Origin of the sequence: Kribbella sp. NPDC050281 (assembly GCF_040655855.1) — a bacterium.
Classification (GTDB): domain Bacteria; phylum Actinomycetota; class Actinomycetes; order Propionibacteriales; family Kribbellaceae; genus Kribbella.
The window spans coordinates 317,958-335,743 of the sequence record NZ_JBFAKS010000002.1; the positions used below are offsets into that span (position 1 = coordinate 317,958).

Annotated in this window: 16 protein-coding genes; 14 read left to right on the forward strand and 2 right to left on the reverse strand. The window is 67.2% G+C overall.

Annotated features, from left to right (window positions below; translation table 11 throughout):
- Position 1: 1 nt before the first annotated feature.
- The 9 genes from AB0I34_RS04100 to AB0I34_RS04140 all read left to right on the forward strand — a co-directional run bounded on the left by AB0I34_RS04100 (position 2) and on the right by AB0I34_RS04140 (position 9,620).
- Positions 2-1,429 (forward strand): NAD-dependent succinate-semialdehyde dehydrogenase, encoded by a 1,428-nt coding sequence (locus AB0I34_RS04100; protein WP_360439024.1) that lies wholly within the window; start codon positions 2-4, stop codon positions 1,427-1,429.
- Positions 1,430-1,432: 3 nt separating this feature from the next.
- Positions 1,433-2,386, forward strand: coding sequence for a sugar ABC transporter permease (locus AB0I34_RS04105; RefSeq protein ID WP_360439027.1), 954 nt, complete (start codon positions 1,433-1,435; stop codon positions 2,384-2,386).
- On the forward strand, positions 2,376-3,233 hold the full coding sequence (locus tag AB0I34_RS04110) for a carbohydrate ABC transporter permease (RefSeq protein WP_360439030.1): 858 nt from the start codon (positions 2,376-2,378) through the stop codon (positions 3,231-3,233). Before AB0I34_RS04105 ends, AB0I34_RS04110 begins: the two co-directional genes overlap by 11 nt.
- 2 nt (positions 3,234-3,235) lie before the next feature.
- Positions 3,236-4,318 carry a mandelate racemase/muconate lactonizing enzyme family protein gene (locus AB0I34_RS04115; protein ID WP_360439033.1) on the forward strand — a complete coding sequence of 361 codons (1,083 nt, stop codon included), beginning with the start codon at positions 3,236-3,238 and terminating at the stop codon, positions 4,316-4,318.
- A gap of 85 nt (positions 4,319-4,403) precedes the next feature.
- Positions 4,404-5,723 carry a sugar ABC transporter substrate-binding protein gene (locus tag AB0I34_RS04120; RefSeq protein WP_360439035.1) on the forward strand — a complete coding sequence of 440 codons (1,320 nt, stop codon included), beginning with the start codon at positions 4,404-4,406 and terminating at the stop codon, positions 5,721-5,723.
- 1 nt (position 5,724) lies between these two features.
- Positions 5,725-6,771, forward strand: a complete 1,047-nt coding sequence (locus tag AB0I34_RS04125; protein ID WP_360439038.1) for a mandelate racemase/muconate lactonizing enzyme family protein — start codon at positions 5,725-5,727, stop codon at positions 6,769-6,771.
- A 138-nt stretch (positions 6,772-6,909) separates the two neighbouring features.
- Positions 6,910-7,698 carry an SGNH/GDSL hydrolase family protein gene (locus AB0I34_RS04130; protein ID WP_360439041.1) on the forward strand — a complete coding sequence of 263 codons (789 nt, stop codon included), beginning with the start codon at positions 6,910-6,912 and terminating at the stop codon, positions 7,696-7,698.
- 45 nt (positions 7,699-7,743) lie between these two features.
- Positions 7,744-8,772, forward strand: a complete 1,029-nt coding sequence (locus tag AB0I34_RS04135; protein ID WP_360439044.1) for a winged helix DNA-binding domain-containing protein — start codon at positions 7,744-7,746, stop codon at positions 8,770-8,772.
- Positions 8,773-8,804: 32 nt separating this feature from the next.
- Positions 8,805-9,620: an SRPBCC family protein gene (locus AB0I34_RS04140; protein ID WP_360439047.1), complete on the forward strand. Its 816-nt coding sequence runs from the start codon at positions 8,805-8,807 to the stop codon at positions 9,618-9,620.
- Here the strand turns inward: AB0I34_RS04140 and AB0I34_RS04145 are convergent.
- Complete coding sequence (locus AB0I34_RS04145) at positions 9,567-11,873, reverse strand: excinuclease ABC subunit UvrA (RefSeq protein WP_360439050.1); 2,307 nt, start codon at positions 11,871-11,873, stop codon at positions 9,567-9,569. The two genes, AB0I34_RS04140 and AB0I34_RS04145, sit on opposite strands and share 54 nt — an antisense overlap.
- Positions 11,874-11,957: 84 nt before the next feature.
- The gene (locus AB0I34_RS04150) at positions 11,958-12,491 is read right to left on the reverse strand and encodes a MarR family transcriptional regulator (RefSeq protein WP_360439053.1); all 534 of its coding nucleotides are present in this window, start codon (positions 12,489-12,491) and stop codon (positions 11,958-11,960) included.
- Between the two features lie 55 nt (positions 12,492-12,546).
- Between AB0I34_RS04150 and AB0I34_RS04155 the strand changes: the two genes are divergently transcribed.
- From AB0I34_RS04155 to AB0I34_RS04175, 5 genes are all read left to right on the forward strand, one after another.
- Positions 12,547-13,257 (forward strand): SDR family oxidoreductase, encoded by a 711-nt coding sequence (locus AB0I34_RS04155; protein ID WP_360439056.1) that lies wholly within the window; start codon positions 12,547-12,549, stop codon positions 13,255-13,257.
- A gap of 36 nt (positions 13,258-13,293) precedes the next feature.
- Positions 13,294-14,343 (forward strand): LacI family DNA-binding transcriptional regulator, encoded by a 1,050-nt coding sequence (locus AB0I34_RS04160; RefSeq protein ID WP_360439059.1) that lies wholly within the window; start codon positions 13,294-13,296, stop codon positions 14,341-14,343.
- 92 nt (positions 14,344-14,435) lie between these two features.
- Complete coding sequence (locus tag AB0I34_RS04165) at positions 14,436-15,737, forward strand: extracellular solute-binding protein (protein ID WP_360439062.1); 1,302 nt, start codon at positions 14,436-14,438, stop codon at positions 15,735-15,737.
- A 13-nt stretch (positions 15,738-15,750) separates the two neighbouring features.
- Positions 15,751-16,695 (forward strand): sugar ABC transporter permease, encoded by a 945-nt coding sequence (locus tag AB0I34_RS04170; protein WP_360439065.1) that lies wholly within the window; start codon positions 15,751-15,753, stop codon positions 16,693-16,695.
- Positions 16,692-17,573 (forward strand): carbohydrate ABC transporter permease, encoded by an 882-nt coding sequence (locus AB0I34_RS04175; RefSeq protein WP_360439068.1) that lies wholly within the window; start codon positions 16,692-16,694, stop codon positions 17,571-17,573. The genes AB0I34_RS04170 and AB0I34_RS04175 overlap by 4 nt, the downstream gene beginning before the upstream one ends.
- The last annotated feature ends 213 nt before the right edge of the window (positions 17,574-17,786 follow it).

Below are 17,786 nucleotides of genomic sequence, written 5' to 3' on the forward strand. Positions count from 1 at the left end.
GATGATCTCTCCGCACGATCTTTTCATCGACGGTCAGTGGCGCCCGGCCGCCGACGGCCGGCGATTCGCTGTGCACGATCCGGCCGACGGGTCCGAGCTGGCACAGTTCGCGGCCGCCACCGAGGCGGACTGCCTCGCGGCGGTGGACGCGGCGGCCGACGCGCTGGCCGGCTGGGCGGCGACCCCGCCCAGGCAGCGCTCCGAGATCCTTCGGACCTGTTTCGACATCCTCACCGCCGAACGTGAGCAGTTCGCCGGCCTTATCGTCGCCGAGAACGGCAAGGCGTACGCCGACGCCCTCGGCGAAGCGAGCTACGCGGCCGAGTTCTTCCGCTGGTTCGCCGAGGAGGCGGTCCGGATCGGCGGCGACTTCCGGCTCTCGCCGTCGGGTGACAAGACGATCGTCGTCCGGCGCGATCCGATCGGGGTGTCGGTGCTGATCACCCCGTGGAACTTCCCGGCGGCCATGGCGACCCGCAAGATCGCGCCCGCTCTCGCAGCCGGCTGCTCGGTGGTGCTGAAGCCGGCGAGCCAGACCCCGCTGACCGCGTCGTACGTCGTCGAGGTCCTCCGTCGAGCCGGTGTCCCGGCGGGTGTCGTGAACCTCGTGACGCCTGTGCCGGCCGGCCCCGCGGTCAGCGCGATGCTGCACCATCCCGCCGTACGGAAGCTGTCGTTCACCGGCTCGACCGAGGTCGGCCGCCTGCTGCTGCGGGAGGCTGCGGACCAGGTGGTCAGCTCGTCGATGGAACTCGGCGGGAACGCGCCGTTCGTCGTCCTGCCTGGTGCCGACGTGGACGCCGCGGTCGAGGGCGCGATGGTCGCGAAGATGCGCAACGGCGGATCGGCCTGTACGGCGGCCAACCGGTTCTACGTGCACGACTCGCTGGTCGAGGAGTTCAGCGCCCGGATCACGGTGGCGATGAAGGGCATCACGATGGGCCCGGGCGCCGACCGGTCGAACGAGCTCGGCGCCCTGGTGTCGCCGGAGGAACGCGACAAGGTGGCCCGGCTGGTCGACCAGGCGGTCGCCGACGGGGCGACGCTCGCCCTGGGCGGTGAGACGCCGGAGGTCGGCGCCTTCTACCCGCCGACGGTGCTCACCGACGTACGGCACGGGAGCGCGATCAACCAGATCGAGATCTTCGGCCCGGTCACCGCGATCGTGTCCTTCAACGACGTCGACGAGGCGATCGCGATGGCGAACGACACCATCTACGGCCTGATCGCCTACGTGTACGGCGATCCCGCCCAGGCGCTCGCGGTCGCGCAGCGGATCGACGCCGGCATGGTCGCGGTCAACCGCGGCGTACTGAGTGATCCGGCGGCGCCGTTCGGCGGGACGAAGCAGTCCGGGCTCGGCCGCGAAGGCAGCTCCGAAGGCATCCTCGAATTCCTCGAGGAGAAGTACATCGGGATCGAGGTGTGACCGATGGCCAACGCCGTCCTTCCGACTCTGACACCGCCCGACGTCGACGGCGGACCCCCGGCCCGTAAGCGGGTGAAGGCCAAACCGAAACGGCAGAACCTGGCCGGCTGGCTGTTCGTCGGCCCGGTGATCTTCGGTGTGCTGTTCTTCCAGCTGGCGCCGGTCGCGGCGTCCCTCGTGGTGTCGCTGACGAACTGGACCGGACTCAACTCGCCGAAGTTCCTTGGCCTGGGCAACTACCGCGAGCTGTTCACCGTCGACGACACCTTCTACCCGTCGCTGCGGAACACGGTGATCTTCACCCTGGTCGTGGTCATCCTGAGCATCGGTATCGGCCTCGGGCTGGCGGTGCTGTGCAACCAGAAGGTCAAGGGCATCGGCATCTTCCGGACCCTGTACTACTCGCCCGCGGTGACCAACGTGGTCGCTATCGGCTTCGTCTGGTTCTGGCTCTACAACCCCGACAACGGGTTGTTCAACTCGACGCTGAGGACGATCGGGATCGACGGGCCGGCCTGGCTGTCCGACACCAAGACGGCCCTGATCGCGGTGATCATCGTCGCGCTCTGGCAGGGCGTCGGCTACCCGATGGTGATCCTGCTGGCCGGGCTGCAGAGTATCGACAGTTCGCTGATCGAAGCGGCCACGGTCGACGGCGCGTCGGCCTGGCGGCGGTTCTGGGCCGTCGTCGTACCGCTGCTGACACCGAGTCTGTTCTTTCTCACGATCACGCAGTTCATCACGTCGTTCCAGGTGTTCGGGATCATCTACGTGATGACGTCCGGCGGGCCGAACAACGCCACCTCGGTGTTCATCTTCCACATCTACGAGACAGCCTTCGGGCACGGCCGATTGGGCTACGCCTCGGCGATGGGCTGGGTGCTGTTCGTGATCGTCGGCGTTGTCACCGCGATCCAGTGGAAGATGGAGAAGCGGTGGGTGCACTATGACAACTGAAGCGCTGCGGATTCCGGTCAACAAACCACCACGGCACCTTTCGCGCCGGATCGTCGTCCTCTTCGTCCTGATCTTCTTCGCCGTCGTGTTCGCGATGCCGATGCTGTGGATGGTGAGCGCGTCGCTCAAGCCGGAGAACGAGGTACTGCAGTCGCCCCCGACGTTCATCCCGTCGACCTTCCAGTGGGGCAACTACTCCCAGGCCGGCGACGGACTGCTGCCGTTCTTCGTGAACAGCTGCAAGCTCGCGGCGCTGAATGTCGGGTTCCTGCTGCTGTTCGCCTCGCTGGCCGGCTATGGCTTCGCCCGGCTGAACTTCGCGTTCAAGAACCTCGCCTTCGCATTGTTGTTGTCGACAGCAATGATCCCGAGCATGGTGTACCTGGTCCCGCAGTACATGCTGTTCCGCGAGATGGGCTGGATCGACACCCACTACCCGCTCTGGATCCCGAACGTGTTGACTCCGGTCTTCGGCACGTTCCTGCTCCGGCAGGCGTTCCGCGGCGTACCGATGGAGCTGGAGGAGGCGGCCAAGCTCGACGGCGCGTCGACCTTCGGCACCTTCTGGCGGATCATGCTGCCGCAGGTGAAGCCGGCGCTGGCCGCGGTCGGCGCGCTGACCTTCATGGGCTCGTGGAACGACCTGTTCGGGCCGCTGATCTTCCTCAACTCGACGCGGCTGCAGACGATGCCGGTCGCGCTCGCGCTGTTCAAGGGTGAGTACTTCACCCAGACCAATCTGATGATGGCGGCGGCGACGCTGACGATCCTGCCGCCGTTGCTGCTCTTCCTGCTGGCCCAGAAGTACTTCGTCCAGGGCATCACGATGTCCGGCCTGAAAGGATAGCCATGCGGATCACCCGGATCGAATCGATCATCCTGCTCGACAAACTCCACCTCGTGAAGGTGCACACCGACGAGGGCCTGGTGGGCGTCGGCGAGGTCAGCCCGATGAACGCCCACGTCTCGCACAGCGTGGTGGAACACGCGCTCGCTCCGTTGCTGGTCGGCGAGGAGGCCACCGACATCGAGCGGCTGTGGCGCCGGCTGTACACGAAGCCGTACAAGCTCGGACCCGGCGGCGCTCAGCTGAACGCCATCGCCGGCATCGACATCGCACTGTGGGACCTGCTCGGCAAGGCCGCCGGACTGCCCGTCTACAAGCTGCTCGGCGGGAAGTACCGCCAGAGCATGAAGGTGTACGCGAGCTCCATGGCCCGCGGCATGACGCCACAGGAGGAGGCCGAGCGGGCGAAGTCCTTCCAGGAGAAGGGCTTCTACGGCTACAAGATCCACTCGTCGACACCGTGGATGCACGACGACGGCTTCGACCAGACCATCGCGACCGTGACCGCGGTCCGCGAACTCGTCGGCGACGACTTCCCGATCCTGGTCGACGTCAACAACGCGTACTACGAGCACACCGCGATCAAGCTGGCCCACGCACTGGAGGACCTCGGGGTCTGGCACTTCGAGGAGCCACTCGCCGCGCACGACTACGCGGCGTACGGACGGCTGGCCGACGCGGTCGTCATCCCGATCGCGGTGGGGGAGCAGGAGTACACCATCTGGCAGTTCCGCGATCTGATCACGGAGGGCCGGGTCGACATCCTGCAGCCCGATGTCATCAAGTGCGGCGGGATCACGGAGTTCAAGAAGATCGCCGTGCTCGCCGACACCTACACCAAGCCGATCACCGTGCACAACACCCAGCAGACGGTCGGTACGTCGGCACACGCCCACCTCTGGGTCAGTACGCCGGCCTGCGTGTACCCGCAGGAGTACAACATCGAGCACAACCCGATCCTGGACGACGTGCCGATCTGGCAGAACCCGCTGGTCCCGGTGAACGGGGAGATCACGCCCTGGGAGCTGCCCGGGCTGGGTGTCGAGCTGAACGAGGACGCGATCGCGAAGCTGCGCACCAACTGAGAGAGCCAACCTCCGCCCCATCCGAGCACTGCAACACCCGTCACGCGTGCCGCGTGGCGTCACCCCTGACAGAACAGGAACGACCATGACCGCAGGACAGTTTTCTCGAAGGTCGGTGCTCAAAGCCCTCGGCCTCACGACCGGGGCGATCGCGGTCGGTGCGCCGCTGGCAGCCTGCAGCGGCAACGGCGGCGCGGGAGGCGGTGGTGGTGGCAACGCCTCCTGGCTGACCTGGGACACCAACAGCGGCACCCCGCTCTACACGGTCGCCGAGAACTGGGCCAAGCAGGCCGGCAAGACACTCGACATCCAGTCGGTACCGGGCGACGACTACGACACCAAGCTGCGCACCGTCCTGTCGTCCGGCGCGGCGCCGACGGCGATCCGGATCAACGACGACTACGTCAAGGGGTACTACGCGGAGGGCTCCCTGCTCGACCTGAAGCCGTACCTGGACAAGGACGGGATCAAGGCCGAGGACTACTTCCCGGTCGCCTTCAACTTCCCCAAGCAGGAAGACGGCGCGCACGCGGCCTGGCCGATCATGACGAACCCGGGCGTCATCTACTGCAACACCGACGCCTTCGCCGAGGCCGGCGTCGAGCTGCCGCCGAAGGACTGGGCCGCGAGCGGCTGGACCTGGGACGACTTCCTCGACGCCGCGAAGAAGCTGACCAAGCCGAACGGCGAACGGTACGGCGCGCTGGTCTTCCCCGACACCTCGCTGGAGACCGTGTGGCCGGTCAACAACGGTGGCGACGGCATCTATTCGAAGGACGCCACCCGCTTCACGCTGGCGGAGTCGCAGGGTGCCGAGGCGGTCCAGTGGGTCGCCGACCTCGCCCTGGTGCACAAGGTTCACCCGGACTTCGCCACCGTCACGGCGGGCCGTCAGACCCCGAACTGGGCGCTCTCGCAACTGGGGACGGGCAAGGTCGCGATGCTGCTGTCGCTGACCAGCGGCATCCCGTACCTGCGCAGCAACGCGAAGGTGAAGTGGGACATCTTCCCGCCGCCGATGAAGGCCGCCCGCAAGACGGTCAACACGATGACCGTGCTGGCGATCCCGAAGGACTCGAAGGACCCCGACACGGCCTGGGACTTCCTCAAGTACTGCGCCGCCGCGGACGCGGCCAAGCTGCTCGCCGAGTCGCGCGGCTTCATGCCGGTCGCGAAGAGCTCGTCGGCCCTGTTCGTGCCGGACGACAAGGGACCGGCCAACCTGGCTCTGGTCACGCAGGCGCTGGACAACGCGGTGAACGAGAACTTCAGCCGCTACATCGAACGCGCCCGGACCATCTACCGGCCGGTGCTCGACGACGTCTGGAGCGGCAAGCAGACCGCCGCCGCGGCGCTGGGTAGCGTCAAGCAGAAGGTCGAAGACGTACTCGCAGGCAAGGGGTGACATGAAGATCACGGAGATCAGCGTCGAGGTGCTGTCGGAGGCCAAGGCGCATCCCGTTCGTGACGCGATCCAGTTGCTCGATCGCAACGGGCGTACCCGGGTGCGGATCGAAACCGACGAAGGCATCACCGGGGTCAGCAACACGTACTTCGGGCGAGTGGCGAGCTCGCCGGCGGTGCTGGCCTCGATCGTCACCGAGCAACTGGCGCCCGCGATCGTCGGCGAGGACCCGACGCTGATTCGCGGGATCCGGCAGAAGCTGCAGACGCTCACCGACTACCAGGGCACGGCCGGACTCTCGTCGTACGGGATCTCGGCGATCGATCTGGCGCTGTGGGACCTGCTCGGCAAGTCGCTGGACGTGCCGGTCTGGAAGCTGCTCGGTGCGCAGCGGACCGCGATCCCGACGTACGCGATGGTGGGCTGGCTCGAGCTGGACGTCACGGGCCTGGAGACCGTGTCGGCCAAGGCGATGGAGCAGGGTTTCCGGGGCGTGAAGATGAAGGTCGGCGGCGGCCCGCTGAGTGAGGACGTGCAGCGGATCAAGGCGGTCCGGGCGGTGATCGGGCCGGATGCGCCGCTGATGGTGGATGCCAACCAGGCGTTCGGGTACTCCGAGGCGCTGCGGCGGGGCCGGGTGTACGAGGAACTGGACTGCCGGTGGTTCGAGGAACCACTGCCGGCCGGTGACACCGATGCCCATGTCCGGCTGGCCGAGAAGCTGGACATCCCGATCGCAACCGGCGAGAACCGGTACGGGCAGGCGGCGTTCCGGGACCTGATCGCCCGCGGGGGAGTCGGCGTGGTGCAGCCCGACCTGAGGCGTGCCGGTGGGCTCACCGACTGTCTGGAGATCGGACTGATGGCAGCCGGCTTCGGTGTCCCGTACGCCTCGCACGGCGGGGGTGCTCACATCCACGTACTGGCCGCGTTGCCGAACACGATCTACGTGGAGAGTGGGCTGCTGCCCGCGGACGGCCGGGTCGAGTTGGTGGACGGCTGTTATCCACTGCCGCTCGGCCCCGGCTTGTCGTCGTGGAACGACTAACCGGAGACCTCGGTCTACCAGGATCGGCAACTGGCGGTGAACTTCTTACCAGACCCTTGTGTGTTACTCACGAGTCAGCGAAGGTGACGATGAGTACTTCTGTCGCCACCCCTCGCACACGCAAAGGCGGTCCGCCCCATGAAGTCCATCGCCAGTTTGCTCACCGCCGCGGCCCTCGGCGCCGCGATGCTCCTCAGTCCAGGGGTCGCCCACGCGGCCGCGCCGAACTACGTCGCACTCGGTGACTCCTACGCCTCGGGCGTCGGCACCCGCACCTACATCTCCAGCAGCGGTTCCTGCCAGCGCTCGACCAAGGCGTACGCCTACATCGACGCCGGCCGGATAGGAGCCAACCTGACCTTCGTGGCCTGCTCGGGGGCCCGGGTCGCCGACGTCACGGCGAACCAGCTTCCGTCGGTGACGGGCTCCACCAACATCGTCTCCGTGCAGGTCGGCGGGAACGACGCCGGGTTCTCGTCGGTGATCACCGAGTGCGCGAAGCCGTCCTGGCTCGGCAACTGCACCGGCGCGGTCGCCAATGCGCAGTCGATCATCAACAACACGCTGCCCGGCCGGCTGAACACCCTGTACTCGTCGATCAGGAGCCGGGCGGCGTCGGCCCGGGTCGTGGTGGTCGGCTACCCCCGGATCTTCAACGGCACCGACTGCAATGCCGGCACGTTCTTCAGCCCGGACGAGATGACTCGGCTGAACGCGACCGCCGACCTGCTCAACTCGAAGATCGCCGCCTCGGCGGGTGCGGCCGGGTTCGCGTTCGTCAACCCGACCCAGTTGTTCATCGGCCACTCCGTCTGCGGCAGCCCGGAGTGGATCAACGGCCTGTCCAACCCGGTCACCGAGTCCTACCACCCGAACGTCACCGGCCAAGCCAACTACGCCAACCTCGTCCAGCCCGCCCTGGGCTGACGAGGCAACTGTCTGCGGCACCCGTGCTCATGATGTGATGCAGGGGTGCCGCACAGGTCTGTCGACTGGCTTCTGGCCGCCCGTTTCGAGGCCAACTGCCTGGATCGTCCCGTCACCGATCCCGGTCCGGCTGCCGTGGCGGACGTCGTACGCCGAACGGCCGGCGTGCAGGGACAGGCCTGGCGTGGGGCGGCGTACGCTGTGCGGGCTCGATCGACTGCCACGACCTTCGCTGATGTGTCGCAGGCGCAGGAGATCGATCGATCCGTCATCCGCGGCTGGTTCATGCGCGGGACTCTGCAACTCGTCGCAGTGGAGGATGCCGGCCCGCTGCTCGGGCTGCTCGGGCCGAAGCTGATCAAGGACACCGAGCGCCGGTACGGCGAACTCGGCCTGACCGAGGCGATCCGGGCCGAAGCGGCCGACCTTCTCGAGGAGCATCTGCTCACCAACGGCCCGACCGGTCGCGCCGAGTTGGCCGACGTACTCGTGAAGGCCGGGCTGATCGAGGAACCGCGGGGGCAGGCCGTGTATGCGCTGATCCGGCACACCGGGCTGCTCGGACGGCTGTGTTACGGGCCCGGATATGACAAGGACGAGACCTGGGTCGCGGTCCGCGACTGGCTGGGGAACCCGCTCGTGCTGGAAGGCGATGCCGAGGAGTTGGCCCGTCGATACCTGGCGGCGTACGGCCCGGCGACGGCTCGGGATTTCGCGACCTGGTCGGGGCTGCCGGTGCCGGCCGCGCGGGCCGCGGTGCAGGCCGTGGCGACCGAGTCGTTCGAGATCGAGGGAGATGTGCTGGTCGCGGTCGAGGATCTGCCCGGGAGCGAGGCCGTGCGCCTGCTGGGGGAGTTCGACGCGTATCTGCTCGGGTATCAGGATCGGCGGCAGGCGCTGGCCGAGGAGTACCACCGGAAGGTGTTTCCGGGCGGCGGAATGCTTCGCCCGGCGGTGGTGCGGGGCGGGCGCGTGATCGGTACCTGGCGGCATGCCGATCGTTCGTACGAGCTCTTCGGCCCGCGGGTGGACCTCGCCGACGAACTCGCGGATGTGGCCCGGTTCGCCGGTTGATCGTATATGCCTGATCAGGTATATATGGGGTCATGACCGAGACCTTGAGCACGGAGAACGGCCGGACAGTACTGCGGATGCAGCGCGCACTGCGGCATCCGGTGGAGAAGGTCTGGCGAGCGATCACCGAGCCGGGGCAGCTGGCCGGGTGGTTCCCCGCCGCGGTCGAGCTGGATCTGCGGCTCGACGGTGCGGTCACGTTCACGTTCGAGGAGGACCCGGGCGCGCCCGTCGACCTCGAGAACGGTGGCGTGATCCGCGCCTACGAACCACCGCACCTGATCGAGTACACCTGGGGCGTCGAGGTGCTCCGCTGGGAGCTGGTCCCGTCGGGCGACGGGTGCACCTTGCACCTCACCGCGACGTACGACGACCGGCCGGGATCCGCGAGCTTCTCCGGCGGTTGGACGCTGTGCTTCGACGCGCTCGAGCGCGTGCTCGGCGACACCGTGCCGGAGCGCGACTACGCCGTACTGCACGAGCACTTCGTCAAGGCGTACGGGCTCGACCAGGGCGTCGTGCTGGACGACGGGGGAGTGCGGTTCGAGCGGCAGTTGGTGCGGCCGAAGGAAGCCGTGTGGCAGTTGCTCACCGGAGCCGAGTCGGCGACCGTCGGCAGCCCACCGCCGGCCGGGTTCGTTGCCAAGGGCATTGATCCTGGTGCGGTGACCGACGTGACCGAGGCGGAGCTCCTGACCTACACCTGCTCGCAGGGCGAGGTCACCTGGGCATTGCACGACGGCAACGGCGGAGCCCGCCTGGTGGTCACCCAGACCGGCCCCGCCGCCGGCCACCTAGACGCTTGGCGCGACGTGATCGAGAACCTCGCCGCCGAACTCGTTCGCTGAGGTCACGTACTCGCGGAGGTGCTCCGCGGTCAGCGTCGGGCTGCTCTCGACCAGATCGGCCGGGGTGCCGGTGAAGACGACGCGACCGCCGTCGCTGCCGGCCCCCGGTCCGATGTCGATCAGCCAGTCGGCGTGCGCCATCACGGCCTGGTGGTGCTCGATCACGATCACCGTGTTGCCGTCGTCAACGAGTTTGTCGAGCATCGCGAGCAACTGGTCGACGTCGGCCAGGTGCAGGCCGGTCGTCGGCTCGTCGAGGATGTAGATCGAACCGCTCCTGCCCATGTTGATGGCCAGCTTCAGCCGCTGGCGCTCACCGCCGGACAGCGTGGTCAACGGCTGCCCGAGACCGATGTAGCCGAGCCCCACCGCCGACAGCCGCTCGAGGATCGTGCCGGCCTGGCCCTTGGTGAAGAACTCCCGCGCCTCGGCCACCGTCATCCGCAGGACCTCGCTGATGTTCTTGCCACGCAGGCGATAGGCGAGCACCTCCGCGGTGAAGCGGGCGCCGTTGCAGTCCTCGCAGGTCGACGCGACCTCGGCCATCATCGCCAGATCGGTGTAGACGAGCCCGATGCCCTTGCAAGCCGGGCACGCACCGACCGAGTTCGCACTGAACATCCCCGGCTTCACCTTGTTCGCCTTCGCGAACTCGGTCCGGATCGGGTCGAGCAATCCGGTGTACGTGGCCGGATTACTCCGCTTCGAACCGCGGATCGGCTCCTGCCCGGCGATGATCACCCCGTCGCGTCCGGCCAGCGACCCGTGGACCAGCGAACTCTTCCCGGATCCCGCCACCCCGGTCACGACGGTGAGCACGCCGAGCGGGATGTCGACGTCGACGTTCCGCAGGTTGTGCAGCGTCGCGTTCTCGATGGCGAGCCGCCCGGTCGGCCGCCGTACGTCGTCCCGTACGGCGACGCGATGATCCAGGTACCGGCCGGTCAGCGTGCCGGACTGCTTCAACCCGTCCAGATCGCCTGCGTAGCAGAGACGGCCGCCGGCCAGACCCGCACCCGGTCCGAGGTCCACCACGTGGTCGGCGATCCGGATCGTCTCCGGCTTGTGCTCGACCACCAGCACCGTGTTGCCCTTGTCCCGCAGTTGCAGGAGCAGGTTGTTCATCCGCTGAATGTCGTGCGGATGCAGCCCGATGGTCGGCTCGTCGAACACATAGGTGACATCGCTCAGGCTCGAGCCGAGATGGCGGACCAGCTTCACCCGCTGTGCCTCACCACCGGACAACGTCGACGACTCCCGGTCCAGGCTCAGGTAGCCGAGTCCGATCGTGACCATCGAGTCGAGGGTCTGGCGCAACCCCTCGACCATCGGCCCGACGCCCGGATGTTTGACCCCGGCAACGAACTTGGCAAGGTCGCTGATCTGCATGGCCGAGCACTCGCCGATGGTCAGGCCGTCGACCGTGACCGACCGGGCCGCCTCGTTCAGCCGGACGCCACCACAGGCGGCGCAGATCTGCTGGTGCACGGCGCGCTCCGCGAACGCGCGAAGGTGGCCCTGCATCGACTCGCGGTCCTTGCCGAGGTACTGGCGCCGGAGCCGGACGACGAGGCCCTCGAACGTCAGGTTGCTCTTCCCGACCCTGATCTTCGTCTGCTCCTGATAGAGGAACTGCCGCCAGGTCTCCTCGGGATAGGCCTTGAGCGGCAGATTCGGATCGAACAGCCCGGAGTGCGCCATCACCTGCCATGGCCAGTCGCCGACGGCGTACCCGGGTGCCGTGATCGCACCCTGGTTCAGGCTCCTGCTCCGGTCGACCAACTCCTCCAGGTCGAACTCGGTGGTCCGGCCGAGTCCTTCACAGTCGGGACACATGCCCTCGGCCCGGTTGAAGCTGAACACCGACGGCGGACCGGCGTACGGCGTCCCGGCGCGGCTGAAGAGGATGCGGAGCATCGTGTGCGCGTCAGTCGCGGTGCCGACCGTGGAGCGGGCGTTGGCGCCGATCCGTTCCTGGTCGACGACGATGGCGGCGGACAGGTTGCCGAGCGAGTCGACGTCCGGCCGGCCCAGACTGGGCATGAAGTTCTGCACGAACGCGGTGTAGGTCTCGTTGATCAGCCGCTGCGACTCGGCAGCGATCGTGTCGAAGACCAGCGACGACTTGCCGGAGCCGGAGACCCCGGTGAAGACGGTGAGCCGGCGCTTCGGGATGTCGAGCGAGACGCCGGCGAGATTGTTCTCGCGGGCTCCTCGCACCTGGATGGCATCGTGATTGTCGGCAGCAAGCATCCTTCAATTGTTTCATTGAACCGGTCGTAGAAAGTTGGCCCACGGATGCACGCTCGGTCGTCCGCAGAACCCTCTACGCCCGGGTCAAGGCTTGCGGGCTCGCCGGCCGATGTCGTCGAGCAACTCCTCGAGCTGGGACGCGAGCTCGGCGCGGCCGGTGGGGGACAGGGACGCGACCAGCTCGGACTCGCGGGTCAGCACCTGGTCGACGGTCCGCTCGATCAGGTCGTGGCCGGTCTGGGTGAGAGTCACGACGACCGCGCGGGTCCCATCACCGGCGGTCCGGCGGGTGACCAGGCCGGAGTCCTCCGCACGGGCGACCCGCTGCGAGATGGCGCCGGCGGTGACGAGCGTGCGGCGGCTCAACTCACGCGTCGTCAACTCGTACGGTGCTCCGGCTCGGCGCAGCACACTGAGCAGATCGAGCGTGGCCGGGTCGACACCGAGATCGGCGAGCAGCCGCCGACGGTCGTCGGCGAAGAGCTTGGCCAGCCGCCACAGCGGAGTGACGATCTCGATCGAGTCGGTCGGCGTCCCGGGCCGCTCCCGCCGCCAGGCGCGGGCGATCTCCGCGGCGGGGTACGGGCTCGGCGTATCGAGGGGATAGGAGTCGGCCACGACCCCATGCTACGTTTAGAGCTAAACATTTAGACCTAAACGTGAGGGATGGGACGTGACGAGGACGATCGTGGTGACCGGGGGAGCGACCGGGATCGGGCGGGCGACCGCCGAGCGGTTCCGCGCGGATGGCGACGAGGTGGTGATCACCGGACGTCGCGAGGACGTGCTGGCCAAGACCGCGGCGGAGCTGGGAGCCAGGGGAGTGGTGTGCGACGCGACCGACCCGGCACAGATCGGGCGACTGCTGGATGCGCTGCCGGACCGGATCGACGTACTGGTCAACAATGCCGGCGGCAACACCGACTTCGGCGCGCCGGAAGGTGGCCTGGAGCAACTGAAGGCGAACTGGCTGGCAAACCTCGAGGCCAACCTGCTCAGTGCTGTGCTGACGACGACGGCGTTGGCGTCGCGGCTTACCACAGCGGTCGTACATCTCGGCTCGATCGCCGGTGCCCGTGGTGCCGGCTCGTACGGCGCATCCAAGGCCGCGTTGGCGATGTGGAACGTGGATGCGGCGACCGAACTCGGACGGCGCGGCATCACCTCGAACGTGGTAGCGCCTGGCTACACCGCCGAGACCGAGTTCTTCCAGGGACGGATGACCACCGAGCGCCGTCAAACGTTGCTGGAGGCAACGATGACGAACCGTGAGGGGCAGGTCGAGGACATCGCCGGGACGATCCATTTCCTGGCCTCGCCGGCCGCACGCCACCTCACCGGTCAGGTCCTGCACGTCAACGGCGGGGCACTGAGTACACGTTGACTGCGTGACATCGTGGCCAGATGTGACAATGGCGGTATGCGTGCCACCGTCAAAGACGTCGCCAAGCTGGCCGGGGTGTCCCCGAAGACGGTGTCGAACGTCATCAACGGCGTCGTGTTCGTGCGTCCGGAGACGCGGGCCAGGGTCGAGCAGGCGGTGGCCGAGCTCGACTACGTCCCCAACATGAGTGCCCGCGGCCTGCGCAACGGCCGCTCCGGGATGATCGCGCTCGCGCTACCCGACCTGCTCCGGCCGTACTCCGCGGAGATCGTCCATCTCGTGGTGGAACTCGCGCACGAGCGCGGCTGGGGCGTGCAGATCGAGCAGACCGCGGCCGAGCCCAGGCGTGAGTTCGAGTTGCTGTCCAAGGCCCGCGCGTACCTGGTCGACGGCCTGATCCTGAACCCGGTGAACCTCGACGACAGCGCCGTACTGTCGGCCGGCCCGTTGCCACCGCTGGTGCTGATCGGAGACGTGGACCAGGACCTGGTCAGCCAGGTCGCCATCGACAACGTCGCCGCGGCTCGCGACCTGACGAAACACCTGCTGGCCCAGGGATGCCGGCGAATCGCCGTCGTCGGTACGCCAGAAGTCCCACGCGGCTCGAGCGGTGCCGGCGTCCTCGCCGGTTCCGCCGAAGCCCCGGGTACGGCGGCCTCGCGGTTGCGGACCGCCGGCTATCACCAGGCGCTCGAGGACGCCGGCGTGCCGATCGATCCTGCGCTCGAGATCGGGCTGGACCGGTGGCGGCCCGAGGGCGCGGCCACGGTGGTGGGGAAGTACCTGGCCGAGCACGAACTGCCGGATGCGTTCTTCTGCTTCACCGACACGATCGCGTCGGGCACACTGTCGGCCCTGTGGAGCGCGGGCATCGCCGTACCGCAGCAGACTCTGGTGGCCGGGTTCGACAACATCCTGGAGAGCCAGTTCATGATCCCGCCGCTGACCACGGTCGACTTCGACCGGCGCGCGTTCGTCGAGGCGGCTCTCGACCTGCTCGGCGAGCGGATGAGTGACAAGAACACGCCGCCACGCCGAGTGATGATCCCGCACCGGATCGTGATACGCAACAGCACCACACGCTAGCGGACACATTTCAGCAGAAATCCACACCGGCCTCTTGTGGAGGGCATTCTAACGATGTAATCATCGGTCCCGCCGCCCGAAGGAGAGACCGTATGACATCGCTTGATCGGCATATTTCCCGGCGTCGTCTGCTCTCCGGAGCGGCCGCGCTCGCTGGTGGCGGGATGCTGTTCGGCTGCGCGCCCGGTGCGTCGCGGTCGACCGCGGACCTCGACTACTGGCATCTGATGACCGGTGGTGACGGCATCGTGATGGCCGGCCTGGTCGACGCCGTCAACGCCGCGAACCTCGGCTTCCACGCGACCCAGACCGTGCTCGCCTGGGGACCGCCGTACTACACCAAGCTGGCGATGGCGTCGGCCGGCGGCCGGGCTCCGGACGTGGCGATCATGCACGCGTCCCGGATCGCCGGCTACGCGCCCGGCGGGCTGCTCGAGCCGTGGGACCTCGACCTGCTGGCCGAGGTCGGTCTGAAGGAGAGCGACTTCCCGCCGCTGGTGTGGCAGAAGGGGATGTACGACGGCAAGCTCTACTCGATCGCCCTGGACACGCACCCGTTCGTCCTCTACTACAACACCGAGCACGCCACCAAGGCCGGCGTCACGGACGCCCTGCAGACGATGAAGAGCCCGGAGGAGTTCACCGAAGTCGCCACCAAGATGCAGGAAGTGACCGGGAAACACGGTGTCTCGTACGGCTACCTGGGCGACGGCTCGCAGATGTGGCGGCTGTTCTACACGTTCTACCGGCAACTGGGCGCGGAGATGAAGCTCGTGCCCGGCCAGAAGGCGCAGGTCGACGAGGACGCGGCGGTGAAGGCACTGTCCTTCGTCCAGTCGTTGCTCGACGACAAGATCGCCAGCCGCAGCGGCGACGGCGGTACGGCGACCAGCGAATTCCTGCACGGTGAGAGCGGGCTGTTCTTCGGCGGCGTGTGGGAACTGCCGGTGCTGAAGGACGCCAAGATGCCGGTGGATGCTCGTCCGATTCCGACACTGTTCGGCACCGACGCGGCGTACGCGGACTCGCACACGTTCGTGCTGCCGCGGCAGTCGAAGGCGTCACCGGAACGCCGCAAGCACGTGTACCAGCTGGTCGCGGAGATCCTGAAGCGGTCGGTGAAGTGGGCCGGTGCCGGCCACATCCCGGCGTACCAGCCGGTGGTCCTGAGTCCGGAGTACCAGGAGCTGAAGCCGCAGTCGAACTACGCGGGCATCCCGGCGTACGTGAACTACGACCCGGACGTCTGGTTCGGCGGCGCGGGCAGTGACTTCCACAAGTACTTCGCCGAGAACGTGCAGAACGTGTACCTCGGCAGCGGGGATCCCGCCGCCGGATTCGAAGGTTTCGTCAAGCGGCTGAACGTGCTGCTCGACCGTCCGCAGCCGGTGTGAGAGGAGAGTCATCATGTCGACCGCCATCGACGCAACCACCACGCCGGCCGAGGTCGTTGCCGAAGGCCCCGGATCCGGACAGGACCGGGCCCGGCGCGGCGAGAGCCTGACCGGATGGGCCTTCGCGGCACCGTTCGCCGTCCTGTTCGTGCTGTTCCTGGTGGTGCCCGCGATCTACGGGCTCTACCTCAGCTTCACCGGTGAGACGCTGACAGGCTCGGGTGGTGAGCTGCTCGGGTTCGCCAACTATGCCGAGGCTCTGACCGACCCGGACATGTGGAAATCACTGGGTAACACCTTGTGGTTCACGGTCCTCAGCACCGTTCCGCTCGTCGTCCTCTCGCTGGCCTTCGCGCTGCTGGTGAATCTCGGGCTTCCGGGTCGCTGGCTGTGGCGGCTGTCGTTCTTCCTGCCGTACCTGCTCGCCTCCACCGTTGTGGTGATGTTCTGGTCCTGGATGTACAACCCCAAGCTCGGGCTGATCAACGGCGTGCTGGGTGAGTTCGGGATCGCGCCGGTGGCTTGGCTGCAGGATCCGAACGTGGCGATGATCTCGGTCGTGGTCACCACGCTGTGGTGGACGATCGGGTTCAACTTCCTGCTCTACCTGGCCGCGCTGCAGAACATCCCGGAGCAGCAGTTCGAGGCGGCCGCGATCGACGGCGCCGGCAAGTGGCGGCAACTGTTCTCGATCGTGATCCCGCAACTGGCGCCGACCACCGCGCTGATCGTGACGCTGCAGATCCTGGCGTCATTGAAGGTCTTCGACCAGATCTACATGCTGACCAACGGCGGTCCGGCCGGCGCGACCCGGTCGATCGTGCAGTACATCTACGAGTCCGGTTTCACCGGCTACCGGTTCGGCTATTCGTCGGCCATCTCGTACCTGTTCTTCGCGATCATCGTGCTGGTGTCGCTGGCGCAGTACAAGCTGATCAACCGGAGGAACGCCGCATGAGTACCTACACGCTGGCCCGGAACATCAGGCAGGGGCACAAGCCGGGCGAGAACCCGTGGAGCATTTCCCGGATGGTGGCGCTGCTGGTGCTGGCATTCCTGGCCGCGACCTGGCTGGTGCCGTTCGCGTGGGCGGTGCTGACCTCGCTGAAGAGCGAAGCGGACGCCGGGGCGTCGACGATCAGCCTGAATCCGCCCGACGGCCTGGGATTCGACGCCTACCGCAAGGTGCTCTCGGCCGGCGACATCCCGTCCTGGGCGTGGAACAGCCTGATCACCTCGATGGCGATCACGTTCCTCACCGTGGCCGTCTCGGCGCTGGCCGGCTACGCCTTCTCCCGGGTCAATTTCACCGGGCGGCGCTGGCTGTACGCCGCGATCATCGGCGCCATCATCATTCCGCCACAGATGCTGATCGTGCCGTTGTTCCGCCAGATGCTCGCCTTCGACCTGGTCGACACCTACTGGGGAATCATCCTGCCGCAGACGATCGCGCCGGCGATGGTGCTCATCCTCAAACGCTTCTTCGACCAGATCCCGATCGAACTGGAGGACGCCGCCCGGGTGGACGGCGCAAACCGGCTGCGGGTGTTCTGGTCGATCGTGTTGCCGTTGTCCCGCCCGATCCTCGCGGCGGTGGCGATCTTCGTCTTCATCGGTGCCTGGAACAACTTCCTCTGGCCGTTCATCGTCACCACCGACGCGGACCTGATGACGTTGCCGGTGGGCCTGCAGACGGTGAAGAGCGCCTACGGCCTGCAATACGCGCAGAACATGGCCTCGGCGATCCTGGCGGCATTGCCATTGGTCGTGGTTTTCCTGTTCTTCCAGCGCCACATCATCAAGGGTGTCGCGACGACGGGCTTCGGTGGCCAGTAAACGCGCTACCCGGGGGTATTCATGGACAGCGGTCCCGGCACGCGGGATTCCGGTCACGATCCCTTGAAATGGTCGTCACTCTCAGCAAGGCTTCCATGATCACTTCCGCGTTCTTTCCGGGTGCGGACTGAACGGGGGAGTGTGCGGCTGCTGCCTGCGCGGCGGCCGCGCCAACCCGCCACTCGGGGGTAACAACAAGAGAAGGGGGACGCG

What these genes read in the sequence shown, in the direction of transcription:
- AB0I34_RS04100 (WP_360439024.1), top strand. Translation starts at nt 2, where the DNA reads ATGATCTCTCCGCACGATCTTTTCATCGACGGTCAGTGGCGCCCGGCC.
- AB0I34_RS04105 (WP_360439027.1), top strand. Translation starts at nt 1,433, where the DNA reads ATGGCCAACGCCGTCCTTCCGACTCTGACACCGCCCGACGTCGACGGC.
- AB0I34_RS04110 (WP_360439030.1), top strand. Translation starts at nt 2,376, where the DNA reads ATGACAACTGAAGCGCTGCGGATTCCGGTCAACAAACCACCACGGCAC.
- AB0I34_RS04115 (WP_360439033.1), top strand. Translation starts at nt 3,236, where the DNA reads ATGCGGATCACCCGGATCGAATCGATCATCCTGCTCGACAAACTCCAC.
- AB0I34_RS04120 (WP_360439035.1), top strand. Translation starts at nt 4,404, where the DNA reads ATGACCGCAGGACAGTTTTCTCGAAGGTCGGTGCTCAAAGCCCTCGGC.
- AB0I34_RS04125 (WP_360439038.1), top strand. Translation starts at nt 5,725, where the DNA reads ATGAAGATCACGGAGATCAGCGTCGAGGTGCTGTCGGAGGCCAAGGCG.
- AB0I34_RS04130 (WP_360439041.1), top strand. Translation starts at nt 6,910, where the DNA reads ATGAAGTCCATCGCCAGTTTGCTCACCGCCGCGGCCCTCGGCGCCGCG.
- AB0I34_RS04140 (WP_360439047.1), top strand. Translation starts at nt 8,805, where the DNA reads ATGACCGAGACCTTGAGCACGGAGAACGGCCGGACAGTACTGCGGATG.
- AB0I34_RS04145 (WP_360439050.1), bottom strand. Translation starts at nt 11,873, where the DNA reads ATGCTTGCTGCCGACAATCACGATGCCATCCAGGTGCGAGGAGCCCGC.
- AB0I34_RS04160 (WP_360439059.1), top strand. Translation starts at nt 13,294, where the DNA reads ATGCGTGCCACCGTCAAAGACGTCGCCAAGCTGGCCGGGGTGTCCCCG.
- AB0I34_RS04165 (WP_360439062.1), top strand. Translation starts at nt 14,436, where the DNA reads ATGACATCGCTTGATCGGCATATTTCCCGGCGTCGTCTGCTCTCCGGA.
- AB0I34_RS04170 (WP_360439065.1), top strand. Translation starts at nt 15,751, where the DNA reads ATGTCGACCGCCATCGACGCAACCACCACGCCGGCCGAGGTCGTTGCC.
- AB0I34_RS04175 (WP_360439068.1), top strand. Translation starts at nt 16,692, where the DNA reads ATGAGTACCTACACGCTGGCCCGGAACATCAGGCAGGGGCACAAGCCG.